The organism is Rhizobium sp. rho-13.1 (genome assembly GCF_007000305.1).
GTDB lineage: Bacteria > Pseudomonadota > Alphaproteobacteria > Rhizobiales > Rhizobiaceae > Rhizobium > Rhizobium rhododendri.
In genome coordinates, this window is sequence record NZ_SCFL01000005.1 from 229,310 (window position 1) to 246,987 (window position 17,678).

20 protein-coding genes and 1 tRNA gene are annotated in these 17,678 nt (G+C 61.2%); 7 read left to right on the forward strand and 14 right to left on the reverse strand.

Translation table 11 applies throughout. From position 1 onward, the window contains the following. Positions 1-72: 72 nt before the first annotated feature. The 4 genes from plsX (at position 73) to EQW76_RS16005 (ending at position 3,269) form a co-directional block, all read left to right on the forward strand. A complete protein-coding gene (gene plsX, locus EQW76_RS15990; RefSeq protein WP_142829565.1) occupies positions 73-1,134 on the forward strand; it encodes a phosphate acyltransferase PlsX in 1,062 nt (353 codons plus the stop codon). A gap of 5 nt (positions 1,135-1,139) precedes the next feature. Further along, complete coding sequence (locus tag EQW76_RS15995) at positions 1,140-2,111, forward strand: beta-ketoacyl-ACP synthase III (protein ID WP_142829563.1); 972 nt, start codon at positions 1,140-1,142, stop codon at positions 2,109-2,111. 105 nt (positions 2,112-2,216) lie between these two features. Then, complete coding sequence (locus tag EQW76_RS16000) at positions 2,217-2,555, forward strand: integration host factor subunit alpha (protein ID WP_111220525.1); 339 nt, start codon at positions 2,217-2,219, stop codon at positions 2,553-2,555. A gap of 171 nt (positions 2,556-2,726) precedes the next feature. Then, entirely contained in the window at positions 2,727-3,269 is a 543-nt protein-coding gene (locus EQW76_RS16005; RefSeq protein ID WP_142829561.1) for a MerR family transcriptional regulator, read from the forward strand. A gap of 9 nt (positions 3,270-3,278) precedes the next feature. Here the strand turns inward: EQW76_RS16005 and EQW76_RS16010 are convergent, their stop codons facing one another. After that, the gene (locus tag EQW76_RS16010) at positions 3,279-3,638 is read right to left on the reverse strand and encodes a response regulator (protein WP_142829559.1); all 360 of its coding nucleotides are present in this window, start codon (positions 3,636-3,638) and stop codon (positions 3,279-3,281) included. A 213-nt stretch (positions 3,639-3,851) separates the two neighbouring features. Beyond that, complete coding sequence (locus EQW76_RS16015) at positions 3,852-4,040, reverse strand: hypothetical protein (RefSeq protein WP_143122972.1); 189 nt, start codon at positions 4,038-4,040, stop codon at positions 3,852-3,854. 125 nt (positions 4,041-4,165) lie between these two features. Between EQW76_RS16015 and EQW76_RS16020 the strand changes: the two genes are divergently transcribed. Beyond that, entirely contained in the window at positions 4,166-4,624 is a 459-nt protein-coding gene (locus EQW76_RS16020; RefSeq protein WP_143122973.1) for a YbaK/EbsC family protein, read from the forward strand. Positions 4,625-4,640: 16 nt separating this feature from the next. Here EQW76_RS16020 and EQW76_RS16025 read toward each other — a convergent pair whose 3' ends face one another. The 3 genes from EQW76_RS16025 to EQW76_RS16035 form a co-directional block, all read right to left on the reverse strand. Further along, positions 4,641-4,895 (reverse strand): hypothetical protein, encoded by a 255-nt coding sequence (locus tag EQW76_RS16025; RefSeq protein WP_143122974.1) that lies wholly within the window; start codon positions 4,893-4,895, stop codon positions 4,641-4,643. Between the two features lie 101 nt (positions 4,896-4,996). Continuing rightward, complete coding sequence (locus EQW76_RS16030) at positions 4,997-5,212, reverse strand: hypothetical protein (protein ID WP_142829551.1); 216 nt, start codon at positions 5,210-5,212, stop codon at positions 4,997-4,999. An 86-nt stretch (positions 5,213-5,298) separates the two neighbouring features. After that, positions 5,299-5,586, reverse strand: coding sequence for a hypothetical protein (locus EQW76_RS16035; RefSeq protein WP_142829549.1), 288 nt, complete (start codon positions 5,584-5,586; stop codon positions 5,299-5,301). A 222-nt stretch (positions 5,587-5,808) separates the two neighbouring features. On the opposite strand from EQW76_RS16035, the gene EQW76_RS16040 reads away from it, so the two are divergent. Beyond that, a tRNA-Pro gene (locus EQW76_RS16040) sits at positions 5,809-5,885 on the forward strand. Positions 5,886-5,937: 52 nt separating this feature from the next. Here EQW76_RS16040 and chrA read toward each other — a convergent pair. The 9 genes from chrA to EQW76_RS16080 form a co-directional block, all read right to left on the reverse strand. Further along, complete coding sequence (gene chrA / locus EQW76_RS16045) at positions 5,938-7,290, reverse strand: chromate efflux transporter (protein ID WP_244616970.1); 1,353 nt, start codon at positions 7,288-7,290, stop codon at positions 5,938-5,940. A gap of 341 nt (positions 7,291-7,631) precedes the next feature. Beyond that, positions 7,632-8,588 (reverse strand): zinc-binding alcohol dehydrogenase family protein, encoded by a 957-nt coding sequence (locus EQW76_RS16050; RefSeq protein ID WP_142829545.1) that lies wholly within the window; start codon positions 8,586-8,588, stop codon positions 7,632-7,634. 300 nt (positions 8,589-8,888) lie between these two features. Further along, positions 8,889-9,038, reverse strand: coding sequence for a hypothetical protein (locus tag EQW76_RS29395; protein ID WP_162854771.1), 150 nt, complete (start codon positions 9,036-9,038; stop codon positions 8,889-8,891). 108 nt (positions 9,039-9,146) lie between these two features. Further along, positions 9,147-9,437, reverse strand: a complete 291-nt coding sequence (locus EQW76_RS16055) for a helix-turn-helix transcriptional regulator (protein WP_142829543.1) — start codon at positions 9,435-9,437, stop codon at positions 9,147-9,149. Next, on the reverse strand, positions 9,434-10,636 hold the full coding sequence (locus EQW76_RS16060) for a glycosyltransferase family 4 protein (RefSeq protein WP_224128263.1): 1,203 nt from the start codon (positions 10,634-10,636) through the stop codon (positions 9,434-9,436). Before EQW76_RS16060 ends, EQW76_RS16055 begins: the two co-directional genes overlap by 4 nt. After that, complete coding sequence (locus EQW76_RS16065; protein ID WP_142829542.1) at positions 10,633-11,892, reverse strand: O-antigen ligase family protein; 1,260 nt, start codon at positions 11,890-11,892, stop codon at positions 10,633-10,635. Before EQW76_RS16065 ends, EQW76_RS16060 begins: the two co-directional genes overlap by 4 nt. A gap of 5 nt (positions 11,893-11,897) precedes the next feature. Continuing rightward, on the reverse strand, positions 11,898-13,460 hold the full coding sequence (locus tag EQW76_RS16070) for an undecaprenyl-phosphate glucose phosphotransferase (protein ID WP_142829540.1): 1,563 nt from the start codon (positions 13,458-13,460) through the stop codon (positions 11,898-11,900). A 78-nt stretch (positions 13,461-13,538) separates the two neighbouring features. Next, complete coding sequence (locus EQW76_RS16075) at positions 13,539-14,684, reverse strand: glycosyltransferase family 4 protein (RefSeq protein WP_142829538.1); 1,146 nt, start codon at positions 14,682-14,684, stop codon at positions 13,539-13,541. Between the two features lie 6 nt (positions 14,685-14,690). After that, a complete protein-coding gene (locus EQW76_RS16080; RefSeq protein WP_142829536.1) occupies positions 14,691-15,266 on the reverse strand; it encodes a polysaccharide biosynthesis/export family protein in 576 nt (191 codons plus the stop codon). A gap of 176 nt (positions 15,267-15,442) precedes the next feature. Here EQW76_RS16080 and EQW76_RS16085 point away from each other — a divergent pair, with 176 nt between their 5' ends. Next, positions 15,443-17,674 (forward strand): exopolysaccharide transport family protein, encoded by a 2,232-nt coding sequence (locus EQW76_RS16085; protein WP_142829534.1) that lies wholly within the window; start codon positions 15,443-15,445, stop codon positions 17,672-17,674. Positions 17,675-17,678 lie beyond the last annotated feature (4 nt).

A 17,678-nucleotide genomic window follows, 5' to 3' on the forward strand; every position in this document is an offset into this window, starting at 1 on the left:
GTAAGGCAAATGAAAAACGGTATTTTGGCCGAAATTTCGCCAAATGTGGCGGAAAAAAAGGATCAGTCAGGCGTGATCAGAATTTCTCTCGACCTTATGGGTGGCGACTTCGGCCCTGGAGTTGTCATCCCCGGTGCTGCCAAGGCGCTGGAAAGGCACCCGGAAATCTCCTTCCTGCTCTATGGCCGGAAAGACCTTTGCCAACCGCTGATCGACAAGTTTCCCAAGCTCAAGGCAAAGTCCGTATTCTACGATTGCGAAGTCGCAGTCGCCATGGACGAGAAGCCCAGTCAGGCGCTGCGTCGCGGTCGCAATGTCTCGAGCATGTGGCGCTCGATCGAAGCGGTGAAACTCGGCGAGGCCGACGTTATCGTGTCTGCCGGCAACACCGGCGCGCTGATGGCGATGTCGAAGTTCTGCCTGCGCACCATGGCCAATATCGAACGGCCCGCCATTGCTGCGATCTGGCCGACGCTGCGCGGCGAGAGCATCGTGCTCGACGTCGGCGCCACCATCGGTGCCGATTCGCAGCAGTTACTGGATTTTGCCCTGATGGGCGGCGCCATGGCGCGGGCGCTGTTCGAGGTGGAGCGACCGACGGTCGGGCTGCTGAACGTCGGTGTCGAGGAGATGAAGGGACAGGAAGAGGTCAAGGATGCCGGCCGCCTGATCCGCGAGGCCAATCTCGAATCGCTGGAATATTTCGGCTTCGTCGAAGGCGATGACATCGGCAAGGGCACCGTCGACGTCGTTGTGACCGAGGGCTTTTCCGGCAACATCGCCCTGAAGACGGCGGAAGGAACAGCCAAGCAAATCGCCGGCTATTTGCGCTCGGCGATGAACCGGACCCTGATGGCCCGCATCGGCTATCTTTTCGCCAAGGGTGCTTTCGACATGCTGCGTGAAAAGCTCGATCCAAGCAAGGTCAATGGCGGCGTGTTCCTAGGCCTCAACGGCATCGTCATCAAGAGCCATGGCGGCGCCACCGCCGACGCCTTTGCAGCGGCCATCGACGTCGGCTACGATATGGCCAAAAACGGCCTCACTCAGAAAATAGAAAACGATCTCAAGAGATATCATGCCATGCGTCTGCCGCCCATCGGGCCGGAAGCTGTCATGAGCGACGAGGTATAATCAGCATGATCCGTTCAGTAGTCCGCGGCTTCGGGGCAGCGCTTCCGAAGCGCGTGATGACCAATCGCGAAATGGAAACCGTCGTCGATACGTCCGATGACTGGATTGTACAGCGCACCGGCATCCGCCAGCGATACATCGCCGGAGATGGCGAGACCACCGCATCGCTCGGCGAAGCCGCTGCCCGTGCTGCGCTCGACAATGCCGGCCTGACGGTCGCTGACATCGACCTGATCATCCTTGCAACCTCGACGCCGGACAACACCTTTCCAGCGACTGCGGTCAATATCCAGAACCGTCTGGGCATGCACCACGGCTTCGCGTTCGACCTTCAGGCGGTCTGCAGCGGTTTCGTCTATGCTGTCACCACTGCCGATGCCTACATCCGCGGCGGCCTTGCCAACCGTGTGCTGGTGATCGGTGCAGAGACCTTCTCGCGCATCCTCGACTGGAACGACCGCACCACCTGCGTGCTGTTCGGAGACGGGGCAGGCGCGCTGATTCTGGAGAAGGCTGAAGGCGAGGGCACTGTTGCCGATCGCGGCGTGCTGACCGCCAGCCTGCGCTCCGATGGGTCACACAAGGACAAGCTCTTCGTCGACGGCGGGCCATCCTCGACGGGCTCCGTCGGCAAGCTGCGCATGGAAGGCCGCGAAGTCTTCAAATATGCGGTCGGCATGATCACTGACGTCATTGTTGCCGCTTTCGAGGCGACAGGGACCACCGCCGACGATCTCGACTGGCTGGTCCCGCACCAGGCCAACCGCCGCATCATCGACGGTTCCGCGAGGAAGCTCGGCATTCCGCCGGAGAAGGTCGTCATCACCGTCGATCTTCACGGTAATACTTCGGCGGCCTCCATTCCGCTGGCGCTTGCGACTGCGGCCGGAGACGGGCGGATCAAGAAGGGCGATCTGGTGATGCTGGAAGCCATGGGCGGCGGGTTTACCTGGGGTGCGGTGTTGCTGCGCTGGTAGCTGCCAAACCCAAATTCCGATTCCGAACAAGAGCTTGACCGTTCGGCGCAAGGGCAATACTCTCTCGCGGCGACCACAATTCCAGAACACGATGGGCGGGGAACCATGACCGGTAAGACAGTCACGCGGGCAGACTTGGCAGAGTCGGTGTTCCGGAAGGTCGGCCTGTCCCGTACCGAATCCGCGGAACTGGTCGAAACCGTGATCGACGAGATCTGCAACGCCATTGTGCGGGGCGAAATCGTCAAGCTTTCGTCGTTTGCGACGTTCCAGGTGCGCGACAAGAACGAGCGCATCGGCCGCAATCCGAAGACGGGCGAGGAAGTGCCGATATCGCCGCGCCGGGTGATGACATTCAAGGCATCCAACGTGCTGAAGACCCGCATCCTGAAGGCCCATACGAGCCGCAAGACCAAGGTCAAGCCCGCGGCGCCCGTGGCCTGAACGGGCTAACCGCCTTGCAGCGGGCAACTTCGACCAATTTTCCAACACATATTTTTGCATAATGCTGGTGTTCACTGTGTAACACCCGCAGACTGCACTTGAAATGCGTGTCGCAAACCTTTGAAATATAGCGATTCGTTACCAGATGGCGAGAATGGTCGTGCAGGGAGAGTGACGTTGGACAAAAGCCCGGATGCTTTCCGCACCATCAGCGAAGTCGCTGACGATCTCGATCTCCCCCAGCACGTTCTTCGCTTCTGGGAAACCCGCTTCCTGCAGATCAAGCCGATGAAGCGGGGCGGCGGCCGCCGCTATTACCGGCCGGAAGACGTCGATCTGCTAAAGGGCATCCGCCATCTTCTCTACGACCACGGCTACACGATCAAGGGCGTCCAAAAGCTTCTGAAGACGAATGGCAACAAGTTCGTTATCGCGGTCGGCAGTGGCGACCTTGCCAGCGTCGAGGCGCTTGCTGCTGCGGTACAAGAGCCGGCTCCGTCCGAACCACGCGTGAGCACCGCCGAGGAAGACCAGATTGTCGGCCGCGCCAAGACTCCGACCAGCCGTCGGTTCTTCAATTTCGGAGGCGGCGAAGAGGGCGCTCCGGAGATTTCACTGGGCGGGTCGACTGTGGGCAAGGAAGATCGCGCGCTGTTGCAGGAAGCGCTTTACGATCTGCTGGAATGCAAGCGTCTCCTCGATCAGGTTCGCTGACCGGAGGCCTCAGCCGATGTTGAGGCTGGTAAGGGCGGCTTCCAGCTGGTGTAGCTGGTAGGGCTTGTTGAGCAGCTGACGACCGCTGCCCTCCATGCCCTCGGGCAGGACGCCGTAGCCGGTGGCAAAGATATAGGGCTTGTTCTTCTCATCGAGCAGACGTGCAACCGGCAGCGAGCTCTTGCCTGCCAGAGACACGTCGAGAATAGCTGCATCGAACGCGCCACCCTCCGCCATTTCAAGCGCGTCTTCCAAATCCGCTGCCGTACCGGCAACCGCGTAGTCGAGTTCCGAAAGCATATCTTCCAAAAGCATGGCGATCAGCGCATCGTCTTCTACGACCAGAATTCTGCGGTGTGTCACGAATATGTGTTCCCCTGTTCAACCCTACCAGCAGCTTATTTGGCTTGAAACGACGGGGTGTCAAGGTCCGTTAGCGGACCGTCTGCTTTTTCGGCGCCAGACATCTATGTCATGTAGCGGAGCTATGCCCCGCGTAGAGGGAAATGCTGAGCCGGAATACCGCCTCGAAAACAAAACGGACGCCTTAGGCGCCCGTTGCAAACTGTCGCGGATTTCACTCTACCGGAAAACCGGGCGCCGCTGGGCGTTCATCAGCAGTTCGTGTTCGAGCGCGAAGGGCGCTAGAAGCGCCAACAACTTGTCTTCCTCAGTCTTGTCCAGCCGGTAGCGCCGGGCAAATTCGGGAACGCTCCACACGCGCCTGTTGGCAGCGTTCTCGATTGTCTTGCTGTCGATATAAGTGCTCATGGTACCAGTCCTCCTGTAGCCCACCTCGCTAACGTCGAATCCTGGGGAATGTTCCTGAGGGGAGGCGACGAATTCCCGTTGCCGCCGGGCTTGCACCCCGTGGAGGCCTATGGCATCCGTGGACCATGACACTGGAAACTGTAAGACGCTTTTTCGAAGCCAATGCGCCAGACCTGACGATTATCGAAACGGTTGAAAGCTCCGCTACCGTTGCCATGGCCGCTGCTGCTCACGGCGTGAAACCTGGCCAGATCGCCAAGACGATTTGCCTGAGGGTCGGCGACAAGGTCATCCTTGTCGTCATGAGCGGTACTGCGAGGCTGGACAACAAGAAGAGCCGCGAGGCGCTCGGCGCCAAGCCCCGGATGCTGGATTTGGAAGATGTGGCAACACTGACGGGACATCCCGTCGGTGGCGTCTGCCCGTTCGGTCTCGCAACGGACTTGCCCATTTACTGCGATGTATCGTTGCAGGCCTACGCGGAAGTTCTTCCGGCGGCCGGGGCGACAAACTCGGCAGTGAGATTGTCGCCGCAGAGAATGGTAGATCTCACCGGTGCTCAGTGGGTCGACGTCTGCCAGTAATTTGGTTGTTGCCTACTTAGCGCCAGAAGCGCTGGCGGCTGTTAACGCCGGAAGAGTGTCCGAGCGCGTAGCCGAGACCGAATGCGATGGCACCGATGGTCACCAGCAGCGCAGTCGCTGTGTGCGGGTGTTCGGCCGCCGCTGCTGATATGGCACTTGCCTCGTCCTTCAGGCCAGAAACGACAGCCTTTGCCTTTTCGGCGACGCTGTCGGAAGGCTCTATGGGCGTGCCGGTAAAGCCGGCGTGGAGGTCTTCGTCGTTCTTTGCCATCTTCTTCTCCTATGTTGCAGAGAAACAGCCAAGTGGCTGCGAAGTTCCGATAGCAATGTCATTCAACGGACTGCCCGCGCGAACGCGGGCAGTCCGGGCAATTAACGGCAAACGCGCGTCTTGCGGACTACCAGCTGGCCATGGTGACGCACTTTTGTCACCTTGACGTAGCAGTGACGGCGTGGGGGGTGATGCCAGCCGCGGTGCATCGGCCGTTCGCGCGTCGTCACGGTGGTGACGGTGTCGGCGTATGAGGCCGGTGCGAATGACACGATGGAAGTCACTGCGATTGCAGCAGCTATGATCAGGTTTCTCATGGGATTTCCTCGATTTGTATTGGCGACGGGAAACGCGGGCCTGGCCTCGTTCGTTCCCCCTCGCGAGTGGATTTTATGCGACGATCTCAGTAGTCGTCGTAGTGGCGGTGGTGGTGCCATCTGCGGTCACCCCAGTATGGCGGTGGCGGGCGATGGTGACCATAGAAACGCGGTGGTGGTGGTGGCGGCAGACGGCGCCAGCCGTTGCGTCGGCAATCGCCCCACGGCGTCTGGTGGAAGCCAGGACCGCAGACGTAATCCACCTGCACGACGACGGTCGGGGCCTTGGCGATCGAGACCGCAGGCATTGCGCTCGCGCCTGTCGCGAACAAACCGCCGACCAGAATTGCAGAGGCAATAATCATGTTCTTCATCAAACTTCCTCCTATTGGACGGCTTATTTAGCGACCGCAGGTCTGAACGGCTGATGAACCGAGTTAGGCCATTTCCGGGCAAAAATCGGGCATTCTGGGAACGCCGGGATACGGCTTCAGACAGGAATCTCAACCCCCTCACAAATTCATTCGGCACCCGGCATTTTTTCGCTTGCGTCCAGAAAGTCGAAAGACTAATCAGACCAAGCCTTTTAGGCAGGTCGGGGCGTAGCGCAGCCCGGTAGCGCACTTGACTGGGGGTCAAGGGGTCGCAGGTTCAAATCCTGTCGCCCCGACCAATTATCTCCTTGATATCCCTGGTAAAATCACAGAAATATTAGGCTGGCTGCTTCACCTTAGGGCGGTCCATGCCATGCCGGCGAGGGCGCAGGCTATCAGCGTCGCGACGACGGAAGCTCTGAAGCGGAAGATCGCGATGGCCGCTGCCAGCGACAATGCCATGGCGGGAATGGCTGCCGAGTCTAAAATCGGGATTTCGAGGCTGACAGGGCCGATGGCTGCCGTACGGACCGCTCCGAAAAGCGTATGGATGGCAAACCAGATCGCCAGGTTGAGGATGACACCGACCACGGCAGCTGTTATCGCCGACATGGCGGCGGAAAGAGGGACATTGCTGCGCATGCGCTCGATGAACGGCGCACCGAGGAAGATCCAGAGAAAGCACGGCACGAAGGTTACCCACGTCGTCAGAATGGCGGCCAGCGTTGCCGCGAGCATTGGGTTCAGGCTCCCCGGATTGCGCAGGGCGCCCATGAAGCCGACGAACTGCGTCACCATGATCAGCGGGCCCGGGGTCGTTTCGGCCATGCCGAGCCCGTCGAGCATTTCCCCAGGTTTCAGCCATCCATAGTGCTGCACGGCCTCCTGGGCCACATAGGCAAGCACCGCATAGGCGCCACCGAAGGTGACGACCGCCATCTTGCTGAAGAAGACGCCAATCTGGGTAAACACATTGTCCGCGCCCAAGAGGACATGAAGAAGGATCACCGGTCCGAGCCACAGGGTGAGAAAGACGATGGCTATTCGCAAGGACCAGCCGACGTCAGGACGCGCGTGCTCTGGGGTGTCCTCGCCAAGCGCGGAGTCTGCATCCGGCAGAACCCGCCCGGAGCCCGGTCGGTGGCCGCTATCGATCCGGAACCAGCCAAGTCCCGCCCGCGATCCGGCATAGCCAGCTAGACCGGCGGTAACGATGATCAGCGGGAACGGCACATGGAATGCTGCGATCGCCACGAAGGCCGTGGCAGCGATGGCGATCATGGCGGGGTTCTTGAGCGCCCGTCCGCCAATCCGCAGGACTGCCTGCACGACCACCGCAAGAACCGCGGCCTTCAGGCCGAAGAACAGTCCTGCCACCATGCCGGCATCCCCGAAGGCGGCGTATAGATAGCTGAGGCCAAGGATTGCCACGAAACCGGGAAGTACGAACAGCGTGCCTGCGACAAGCCCGCCAGCCGTGCGGTGCAGGAGCCAGCCGAGATAGATCGCCAGCTGCTGGGCTTCCGGGCCAGGCAGCAGCATGCAGTAGTTCAAGGCATGCAGGAAGCGCGCTTCACCGACCCAGCGCTTCTCCTCGACGATAATTCGGTGCATCAGCGCAATCTGCCCGGCCGGGCCCCCGAAGCTCAGGGCGGCGATCCGAGCCCACACCAGCAGCGCCTCGCCAAAGGCAATGCCGTGCACTGGGCGACTGTCGGGAGCCTCGACTGCGACACGATCTGCCAAGGTTTTAACCCTTCCGGCAGCGTCTGGCGACAAAGTGGCCGGCGAGGCGGGACCCTTGTCTCTGCCTGATGATCGAAATCTGTAGGGGTAACGGCATGACGCGTCCTGATGGGATGTGTTTGCCGTGGACATCGCTCCAGAGCACGCCGCGTTGCGTTACGCAGCCCGCTCATCAGTGGCAGCGGCACAGGGCGGCTGTCAAGCAGGTGACCGGCTCCAGGAGGCTGCCGCTTGCGTGTCACAGGCGACGGTGCGCCGCCTGTGACTTCAGTCCGAGACACAAAAATGCGCCCGAAAGCCTAGACCGTCATGATGACGCGACCGATGCGGCCGCGTTCTTCTGCCCGTCGGTGCGCTGCCGCTGCCTCGGAGAGGGGGAACGTGGCATCGATCGGGACATTGAGGGAACCGTCCTTGGCCATCGGGAACAGTTCCTCGATCAGCCTGCGTGCCTCGGGATCGGTCATTGCCGTACCGAGGAGGCAGCCGATGATGACGTGGCGGTGCATCAGGATCTGGCCCGCATCGATCATCGTGCTGCGGCCGCCGAAGACGCCGATCAACACAGCCTTGCCGCCGTCCTTCAACACCTTGAGAGAATCGACCAGTGCGTCGCCGCCGACATTGTCGATGATGAGATCGACCTCGTTGCCCCCGAGAAGCGCACGGACCTGTTCGCTCGCCGGCTGGTCAGCGGTGACGATTGCGTCCGTGAGGCCATAGGCCTTGAGCTTTGCGAGGCTCTCTGCCTTGGTGCCGGTGCCGATTACCCGTGCGCCGGCCTTGGCGGCAAGCTGGACGGCGGCAAGACCGACGCCGCCGCTGGCACCGAGGACGAGGACGGTTTGGCCGCTCTGCAAATCACCGAGCTTGAGCGCATAGGCCGCCGTGCCGGGGCCGACGGGAATGGCGGACGCCACGCCGATATCGAGGCCATCTGGAACGATGAAGCAATTTGCCGCCGTAACCGCGCGAAGAGTGGCATGCGATCCCTTCCATTGGAAAGTTGCAACGCGCTGCCCGACGGAGAGCCCTGTCACAGCCTTGCCAACCTGCAGGATCGTGCCTGCTGCCGCATAGCCGACCACTTCGTCGGCACCCTGGCGCGTCAGCGCCCGGTTGATCAGGTCGCCGCCCTCGATGCTGATAGCCTCGACGCGGATGAGCACTTCGTCGTCGGCTGGAACAGGATCGGCAACCTCACCGTAATGAAAAACATCCGGGGTGCCTGGTTCGCTGTAGATTGCAGCTTTCACTGGCTTTTCTCCTTGTGGGATAAGCCGCCATGGGGCGACAGACCGCGCAGATGTAGTGTGCCCCACACCGCAGACAAGCGCATGAGGACGTTAATGCGTAGCAGGACTAATGATTTGAGTGGCTTCGTATCGAATGTAGAGGTGGGGAAGGGAGAAGCGACTGAGCTGTCTCTGATAGTTGCTGATTACTGCACAGCCTGAATTCAGGGTACAGGCAACTGTGAGTCATCCAAGAAGGGAACGTTGTTATAACGGAGTGCGGGGTCGGTAGCGTCGAGAGAGGCGACCGACCCCCGCGTGTCATTTCTGTTCGACTGAAACGCCGTTCTTGCCGATGGTGAGTTCGACACCCTCGGGCTTCTGCTTTTCGTGATAGACATAGGCGCCAAGGCCGATGACGGCGACGATCAGTGCGCCGATAATGAGATAGAGCCCGTTGCTGCGATTCAAGATGTCCCCCTGAGCGTAATGCGGGGGCAGAATGCGCGACTGCCGCTTTTGTTCCGTGCGTCGCAGGATTTATTGCGCTGCCGGAGAAATTGTGTCGAAAGGATAAATTCAGTCGTCGTTGGTGGAATTGAGGTTTTCGGGGCGTGTGCCCTCGTCGCCATGCGTGTGTTTCAGCCTCAGGCCGGCGCCGCCGCCATCCTGGCTACCATCGGCGAGAAACTGTATGCCGCTGGCCTCGAGCGCGGCGCGGATGGCCGAGACAGCGTGGCTGTTGGCGGGTTCAGTGCCGGTTTCGATGGCTTCGACCTCGGCTGAGCTGAGCCTGGCGGCGTCCGCCAGCTGTTGCAGGGAGAGGCCGGTCATGGCGCGGGCGGCGCGGATTTGTGCTGCTGTGATCATGCCTTCAACTCTAGGGCATTCTCCGGCGTTCTCAAGAGGGTGGGCAGGCGATGGCCGAGCAATTCGAAATAGATTTCCTCGGTTTCGTCGGCCATGCCAGACAGCGTGTATCGGTTGCGGCGGCGCTGCGCCTCGGCGGTAAAGATCGTCCTGGTCTCCGGTTCCGCAGCGCTGAGCATCGCGGCTGCCAGCTCTTCCGGATCGTCGCTGTTGGCAATCCTGATGCCGTTGCGCCCGTCTTCGAGCACTGTGCTGACGCCGCCGACGTCGGTCAGGATCAGGGGCTTGGCGCCCGATGCTGCTTCCAGCATGACGTATGACATGGCCTCGTAGCGGCTCGGCATGACGACGATATCGAAAGCGTCGATGGCGACTGGGCCGTGGATGCTGCTGTCGAGATGCGCACGGTCTCCGAGATTGGCGGCAGCCATGCGCTGTCTGACCTCCTGTTCGAGCTCGCCGCTGCCGATCATCAGCAGCCTGGCGGAAGGCAGCTGTTCTGCGACCTGCGCAAAGGCCGAGACCAGTCGTTCCGGCGCCTTCTGGGCGGAAAGCCTGCCGACGAAGCCGAAAAGTATATCGTCCGGAGAAATACCGAAGCGGGTGCGAATTGCCTCGCGTTCGCCGACCGGCGGTCGGGCGACGCCGTTGTAAACGACCCGCAGCCGGCGTCTCGGAATACCGATCGAGACGGCATGATCGTATTCGTCACGCGAGACGCAGATCACGCGGTCGGAAAAGAACGCGCCGAGAAGCCGCTCGATGCTGCCGAAGACAAATCGCGGCTTTCCTCCGAGCGAGGGGTCCATCGTCCGGAAGGCGTGCGGTGTGTAGAGCACCGGCGTCTTCGACCAGGGGAGCCGCAGGCGCGCAAGAGCCCCGGCCTTCGAGCTGTGGCCATGGATCAGGTCGAATGGGCCATGCGTGGCGATTATCCGGCGGATTTCCAGCCAGGCGGTGAAGTCGGCCGGGCCGAGAGCCCGCTTCATGCCGACCGAATGCACGGCGGTAAGGCCCATGCCCTCGAGTTCCTCGACAAATTTCTGTTCGGCGCGCACCGGTGAATAGATCGCCGTCACGGCGTGGCCACGGTGTTGCATGGCCCGGCAGAGGTCGAGGAAATGCCGGCCGGAGCCGCCGCCGCCGGGCTCGAGGATCTGCAGCATCGACAGGTGCGTAGTCGCGGTGCTGGCGTTCATGCCGCGATTTCTCCCCGGGCAAGCCGATGCTGGTGGCGAACTTCGAGCGCACCGCAGCCCCAAACGATCCCGATCAGCATGTAGAGATGGCGCCAGTGATCCGTGTCGATGACGTTACCGATGCCGACGTGGCCGAGGACGACGATCCAGGCAATCATCAGGAACGGCTGCCAGGGCCGTTCCTTCAACACGTTCTTGAAGCCGATATAGATGGTCCAGCAGATCATGCTCACCCAGCAGAAGAAACCGATCCAGCCGTAGGTCGTCAAAGTCTTCAGCCAGATATTATGTTCGTCCTCGCGGAACATTGTCGCAAACACCAGCGGCCCGATGCCGAGCGGGCGCTGCATCGACAGCAGGAAGCCGATACGATGGCGCTCGAAGCGCCCGAGGTGCCCTCCGTCATAGTCCTGCACCAGTTGGGTGCGGGTCGAGAACAGGTCGCTGACCTGGTGGAACTGCAGGGCGACCAGGAGGGCTGCGCCAAGCAGCAGGATTGCCGTCAGCGTCATGACCAGGATGCGCAGGCGAAACGTATTGCTGCGGTGCTTGAGCAGCATGAAGAACACCAGCGCCACCGACGAGAAGGCGAACAGGCCCCAGGCGGCGCGCGAAAACGACAGGAAGATGCCGAGTGCGAGGATCGTCAGTCCGATTGCCTTCAGGGGCGCCTTACGGAGGTCGCCGATGATCACGCCATGGATGAGATACAGCGTCGGCGCCACCAGATAGGGGCCGAAGACATTCGGATCCTGGAAGGCCCCCATCGCCCGGTCGTAGCGGGTGAACATTCCGGCGCCGGGGAAGGCATGGAAATAGCCGAGAATGCCGAGCAAGGCCGTGATGATGGCGGCAGCCACCCAGACCTTGAACATCAGCTTCAGCACATTGCCGTTGTGCTCGATGATGGCGGCATAGAACACCGCGCTGAGAGCAAGAAAAGTGGAAACGGCGATATAGATCGGTGCGTCCATTTCGGCGCTGCCGAGATCGCGCATCTGCGTCATCGACAGCATCCCGCCGATGTTGAATGTCAGAAACAGCACGAGCAAAGGCGCCACGCTGCGCGAGATGCGCAGCCCGAGCATGAACCATAGGCCGATCAGCATCGCCAGCCACAGTTCGTACGGCGCCGGTTCTGCGACGACGAAGCCGGAGAGGAAGACGCCGAACGCAACGCAGCCGGTGCCGATCAGCCGCAGCGCGGCGAGCTGCGGTTGGGTGACCTGCGGTGATGGGGTGGCGAACGTGCTCATCGGGCTCAATAGGCGTTTTCGGTGTTGAACAGGCGGATCGGTGTCAGGAAAAGGATCTTGAGATCGAATAGCAGCGACCAGTTCTCGATGTAATAGAGGTCGTAGGCCGTGCGGAATTTGATCTTGTCGTCATTGTCGATCTCGCCGCGCCAGCCGTTGATCTGCGCCCAGCCGGTAACGCCGGGCTTGACGCGGTGGCGGGCAAAATAGCCCTCGACGACATCGCCATAGGATCGGTCATGGCTGGCGGCGGCAACCGCATGGGGGCGTGGGCCGACCAGCGAAAGTGTGCCCAGCAGAACGTTGAACAACTGTGGCAGTTCGTCGATGGACGACTTGCGGATGAAGCGGCCGACGCTGGTAACGCGCGGATCGCCCTTGGTGACGGCATTGCGGGCGGTGGGGTCGCTCATGTCGGTATACATGGAGCGGAACTTGAAGATCTTGATGATCTCGTTGTTGAAGCCGTGGCGCTTCTGCATGAAGAACACCGGGCCCTTGGAGTTTAGCTTAATGGCAATCGCCGCGCCGACCATTACCGGCCAGAGCAGCAGCAGTGCCAGGACGCTGAAAAACACGTCGAACACCCGCTTGGCGACCGAATCCCAGTCCGGGATCGGTTTGTTGAAAATATCGAGCATCGGCACAGAGCCGACATGCGAATAGGCGCGCGGCCGGAAGCGCAGCTTGTTGGCATGGGCGGCGAGCCGAATATCGACCGGAAGCACCCACACCTTCTTGAGAAGCTGTAGAATACGCTCCTCGGCAGATATCGGCAGGGCGATGATCAGCATGTCGATACGGGTAACGCGGGCAAATTCCACGAGTTCTGCGACTGTACCGAGTTTCGGATAGCCGGCGACGACGACGGGCGATCGTCTTTCTCCCCGGTCATCGAAAATGCCGCAGATGCGGATATCGTTGTCGACCTGATCCTCCAGCGCCCGGATCAGTTCCTTGGCAGGTTGACCTCCGCCGACGATGACCGCGCGACGTTCCATGATGCCGTTGCGCGCCCAGCGGCGAATGCCCCAGGCAAACAGCAGCCGCTCCGCAAACAGGAACGCCATGCCGATCAGGCACCAGCTCATGATCAGCCGCGGCGGGAAGGTCGGCAGCATCTTCAGTGCAATCGCAAACAGCGGCATTGCGACGAACGGCAGTGCCCAACCGAGAACAATGCGGCGGAGATGGCGCGTCGGCGCGCGCAGCACCGGTATCTGGTAGGTGTCGAAAACTTGCAGCGAGAGAATATTGATCCCGGCGACAAGCACCGTGATTGGGACCTGGATCAGCGCTTCATAGGTCGGACTGCCGAAACGCAGGTAAAGCAGCAGTAGTCCCAGCGCCAGCAACGACACGAACTCGAACAGCATGAACTGGCCGATGATGATCGACGGCGTGTAATTGCCTTCGCGAAACTGCTCGGCGATCTGCCGCGCAAACGGATTGAGCTTGACGGTGCCCTCGGCCTCGACCTTTTCGTCGGGACTGCGGGCACGGATTTCCGAGACGCTCTTGCGAATTTTGTCGAGGTCGAAGTCATCAGGCTTTTCGATATTCGTCATCGCTCTCGATCCGTCTCACTGACGTATCAATTTCTATCGAAAGGCCCCTAAGGATGGCTTAGTAAGGTAGGTTAAATTTTAGGAACTGGCCTCTAGATCCAGTATATCTGTATACAGCTTCAGAACTTCGCCGGCCATAACGGGCGCCGAAAATCTTTTGTGTATCATTTCAAGACCGGGCATGGCGCGGATACGCCAATCCGGTTCCGTGATCGAGGCGGCCATGATGCGCGCAAGGTCGGCGACGTTGCCGGCCTTGGCGAGACCCTCGCTGGTTGCGCCCAGCACCTCGGGAATTCCACCGACTGCCGATGCGATGACGCCCTTGCTGGCGGCCAGTGCCTCGAGCACGATATAGGGCATGGATTCGGCGCGGGAGGGAACGACGACGGTCTGCGACATCGACAGGGCGTCTTCGATGCGCATGGCGGGGAGAATGCCGACGCGCGGATAAAGTCCGCCCGCGACTATCATCCTCATGTATTTGTCCCGGTCCTGCCCATCGCCGATCAACAGCGCCGACAATGGCCGACCGACCAGCCTCTCGGTCTGCCCAAAGGCCTCTATAAACAGATCGGGACCCTTGAGGTCCCGAAGCATGCCGATATAGATGAAGTCGACGGAGTCCGATCGGGTTGGAACAGTCCTGAAATCCCGCTCGTTGATGCCGTTGTAGACGAGCCTCGACATGGGGGAGGGAGGGCCGACCTTGGCCTCGTAGGCGTGTCTCTCGAAATCGCAGATGAAAATCAGCGCGTCCGTCAGGCGCTCCTGCAGGCGTTCCATCGTGAACACCGCGCGTCCCTTGAGAGACGCCTTTGAAAAATGCAGGCTGCCTCCATGGGCGGTATAGACGCGGGCAACGCGATACTTGTTCACCCGCAACACTGTGCCGATGACGCGCGCCAGCATGCCGCCCTTGGCGCCATGTCCGTGCAACACGTCCGGCCGCAAACTCTTGATCGTCCTGTAGCCCCGCCAAATCGCCGGCATGTCCGCGAAGCTCACCGAACGGTGGATCGGCATGCGCGTCAGGCCGAGTGCCAGGAACGGCTTTATTTCGTCAAACAGCGCATCCTCATGCGCTCCGCCGGTCAGGCTGTCGCAGACGATCCCGACGTGATGGCCGGCCCGGCTGTGCTGCTCGGCCAGATCGCGCACATGCCTGAAGATCCCGCCAACGGGCGACCTGAAGCAATGGATAATGCGCAAAGGCTTCGCCATTGATAATCAGAACAGCCTTTCGCGGACGTAGATGGTGTCGCCTGCAAGCACCGCATCGGAAATTCCGACGCGCCCTGTCATCACGTGGCCGTTGATCTTGCGGGTCACGTCCGTATTGCCCTGGTAGGCGCGCGGCGTAAAGCCGCCAGCGGCTGCGACCGCGTTCTGGATCGTCATGCCCGGGACATAGGAGTATTGGCCGGGCTGGCCGACTTCGCCCATGACATAGATCGAGCGATAGCGGTCGATGTCGATGGAGACGTCCGGGTCGCGCAGGTAGCCCTGCTTCAGCTTCGACGCGATCTCGCCGGACAGTTGCTGCATCGTCTTGCCACGAGCGGTCACCTGGCCGATCAGTGGCACAGAGATATAACCGGCCTGATCTACCGTATAGGTATTCGTGAGAGCCTGCTGCTCGAAGACGGTCACACGCAGGCGGTCTCCGCTATCGAGCCGGTAGGGCTGGATAGTCGCGGCGCTGAACGCCTCCGGCGCCGGCTGATAGCTCACGCAGCCGCCAAGGGCGGTGCCGAGGACAACCATGCTCAGGACGACGACGATGTTACGCTTAGCGAAAGACATCCGCGTGCTCACAAAGGAATAAAATCATGAACCCGTTATCAGTCTGTTAGGGTTAACAGACGGTAAATCGTGACGACAAATTGCGCATAATGGGCCGGTTCAGCAGAAGAGGGGCCTTAACCCTTGCGTTACCATAGTCGTTTACGGTTGCCGCCAAACGAGTATCGGAGTGCGGTATGCCCGGCGTAAACAGCAGCCAGCAGGATGTCGACATTGATTTGAGCCAGCTTTTCCGGGCCGTATGGCGTCGGCGGCTGCGCGTGGTGCTGATCGTCACTGCCGCTGCTCTTGTCGCCTTCGTAATCGCCAAGGTCGTCTCGCCCGAATATCGCAGCGAGACGAGGGTGCTGATCGAGCCGCGCGCTGCGGCTTTTGCCACCACGAGCAACCAGGCAAGCGCCGGCAGCAACGATGCGTCTCTGCTCGATGAACTCAATATCGCCAGCCAGGTGCAGATCCTGCAGTCGGCCGACCTTATCAAGCAGGTGATTACCCAGCTGAAGCTCTACGACCTGCCGGAGTTCGAGGACAGTGCGCGGTCGTCGGCGCTGGCCGGTCTGCTGGTCACCCTGCATCTGAAGAAGCCTTCATCCGACAAGGCACCCGAGGAGCGCATCCTCGATGCCTTCACCGAGCGGCTGCAGGTCTACCAGATCAACACGTCGCGTGTCATCGGCATCCAGTTCACCTCGCGGGATCCGAAGCTCGCCGAGAGCGTTCCGAACGCTATGGCATCGGTCTATCTGTCGATGCAGAGCGGCGCCAAGCTCGATTCCAATGCCGAGGCAACCCGCTGGCTGGAGCCGGAGATCGCCAACCTGCGCATCAAGGTGGCGGAAGCCGAAAAGAAGGTTGCCGATTACCGCAGTGCCAATGGCCTGCTGCAGACCAACGACACCACCAGCTTTTCCAACCAGCAACTGACCGACATCTCGACGCAGCTTGCCCAGGTGCGCGGCGAAAAGGCGAATGCCGATGCCCGCGCCCAGGCCGTGCGTAACGCCCTGGCCTCCGGCGGCCCCACCGACACGCTGAACGACGTCAGCGGCTCGCAGACCATGCAGCGTCTGAAGACGACCGAGTCCAGCCTCGAATCGCAGATCTCGGACCTTTCGACGACGCTGATGGACGGTCACCCGCGGCTGAAGAGCCTGCGCGCCCAGCTGGCCGACATCCGCTCGCAGATCACCCGCGAGACCCGCAAGATCCTGACCGGCATCGACAACGAGGCAAAGATCGCCGCGATGCGCGAGCAGCAGCTGTTGGCGCAGTCGAAGCTCCTGAAGGCGGACAGCGCCCGTGCCGGCGAAGACACCGTCGGCCTCAATGCGCTTGAGCGTGAGGCAACCGCCGAGCGGCAGCTGCTCGAGACCTATCTCGCCCGCTACCGCGAAGCTGCCTCCCGTTCCGACAAGAATTCCAGCCCTGCCGATGCCCGGATCGTGTCGAGTGCGGTCGAGCCGGTTGACCCCTACTTCCCCAAGGTCGGGCCGATCGTGGTCATCGCCGCGGTTGCAGCCTTCGTGCTCAGTGCCATTGTCATAATGCTCATGGAGCTGTTCAGCGGTCGCGCCCTGCGGCCGGTGGGCTTGCCCAATGACGGTGCGCGGCGTGCGACCATGTTCGAAGACGATGGCCGGCCAAGTGCGACAGCCGCGCCGCTCCGCCGTGCGGTAGTGTCCGCAAGCCTGCTGTCGGCAACGCGCAGGGTGCAGGCGCCCGAACGGGCTGCCGTACAGCCGGAGACAATTATGCAGCCCCCGGCAGCGGCTGTCGTCGCTGAGCCTGAAGCGCTGCCTGCCGCCACTGTCGAGGCGGTGGAGGACTTCTCGATCCCATCGGTCGCCGAATACTTCATCGATGCCAAGGTGCCGATGGCAATCGCCGTCTCGCCGGATGGTGACGCAGGTTCGACTGCCACCGTCATGCTGGCCCGCACCATCGCCGACAGCGGCCGCCGCGTGGTCCTGGTCGACATGACCGGCACAGCCTGCCCGACGCGCCTGATGGCCGACAAGCCGGGACTTCCCGGCGTGACCGACCTTTTGTGTGGTGAAGCAGCGTTTGCCGATACCATCCATCCCGACCGCCTGTCGGACGCCCATCTGGTGCCGCTCGGAGCAAGCGATCTTGCAAGCGCCATGCGCGGAGCCGACCGGCTTTCGCTGATCCTCGAAGCACTCGTGTCGGCCTATGATCTGGTGCTGGTCGAATGCGGTGCGGTCAACGTCGACGGGATTGCGAAATTGACGCGCAGCAAGGATGTCGAGATCATCCTTTCCATGCCCGTGCCGGATGAGGCGAAGTTCGTCGCCGTCATGCATGATTTCCAGCAGGCCGGCTACGAGCATCTCGTGCTGATGTCCGGCAGCGACGGTGACGAGGACCGGCACCGCACCGCCGCCTGAGGCT

Excerpts from the sequence above, each read along its gene's own strand:
- EQW76_RS15995 (WP_142829563.1), top strand. The coding sequence starts at position 1,140 with ATGATCCGTTCAGTAGTCCGCGGCTTCGGGGCAGCGCTTCCGAAGCGC.
- EQW76_RS16000 (WP_111220525.1), top strand. The coding sequence starts at position 2,217 with ATGACCGGTAAGACAGTCACGCGGGCAGACTTGGCAGAGTCGGTGTTC.
- EQW76_RS16015 (WP_143122972.1), bottom strand. The coding sequence starts at position 4,040 with ATGAGCACTTATATCGACAGCAAGACAATCGAGAACGCTGCCAACAGG.
- EQW76_RS16020 (WP_143122973.1), top strand. The coding sequence starts at position 4,166 with ATGACACTGGAAACTGTAAGACGCTTTTTCGAAGCCAATGCGCCAGAC.
- EQW76_RS16025 (WP_143122974.1), bottom strand. The coding sequence starts at position 4,895 with ATGGCAAAGAACGACGAAGACCTCCACGCCGGCTTTACCGGCACGCCC.
- EQW76_RS16030 (WP_142829551.1), bottom strand. The coding sequence starts at position 5,212 with ATGAGAAACCTGATCATAGCTGCTGCAATCGCAGTGACTTCCATCGTG.
- EQW76_RS16035 (WP_142829549.1), bottom strand. The coding sequence starts at position 5,586 with ATGAAGAACATGATTATTGCCTCTGCAATTCTGGTCGGCGGTTTGTTC.
- EQW76_RS16055 (WP_142829543.1), bottom strand. The coding sequence starts at position 9,437 with ATGATCACAGCAGCACAAATCCGCGCCGCCCGCGCCATGACCGGCCTC.
- EQW76_RS16060 (WP_224128263.1), bottom strand. The coding sequence starts at position 10,636 with ATGAACGCCAGCACCGCGACTACGCACCTGTCGATGCTGCAGATCCTC.
- EQW76_RS16065 (WP_142829542.1), bottom strand. The coding sequence starts at position 11,892 with ATGAGCACGTTCGCCACCCCATCACCGCAGGTCACCCAACCGCAGCTC.
- EQW76_RS16070 (WP_142829540.1), bottom strand. The coding sequence starts at position 13,460 with ATGACGAATATCGAAAAGCCTGATGACTTCGACCTCGACAAAATTCGC.
- EQW76_RS16075 (WP_142829538.1), bottom strand. The coding sequence starts at position 14,684 with ATGGCGAAGCCTTTGCGCATTATCCATTGCTTCAGGTCGCCCGTTGGC.
- EQW76_RS16080 (WP_142829536.1), bottom strand. The coding sequence starts at position 15,266 with ATGTCTTTCGCTAAGCGTAACATCGTCGTCGTCCTGAGCATGGTTGTC.
- EQW76_RS16085 (WP_142829534.1), top strand. The coding sequence starts at position 15,443 with ATGCCCGGCGTAAACAGCAGCCAGCAGGATGTCGACATTGATTTGAGC.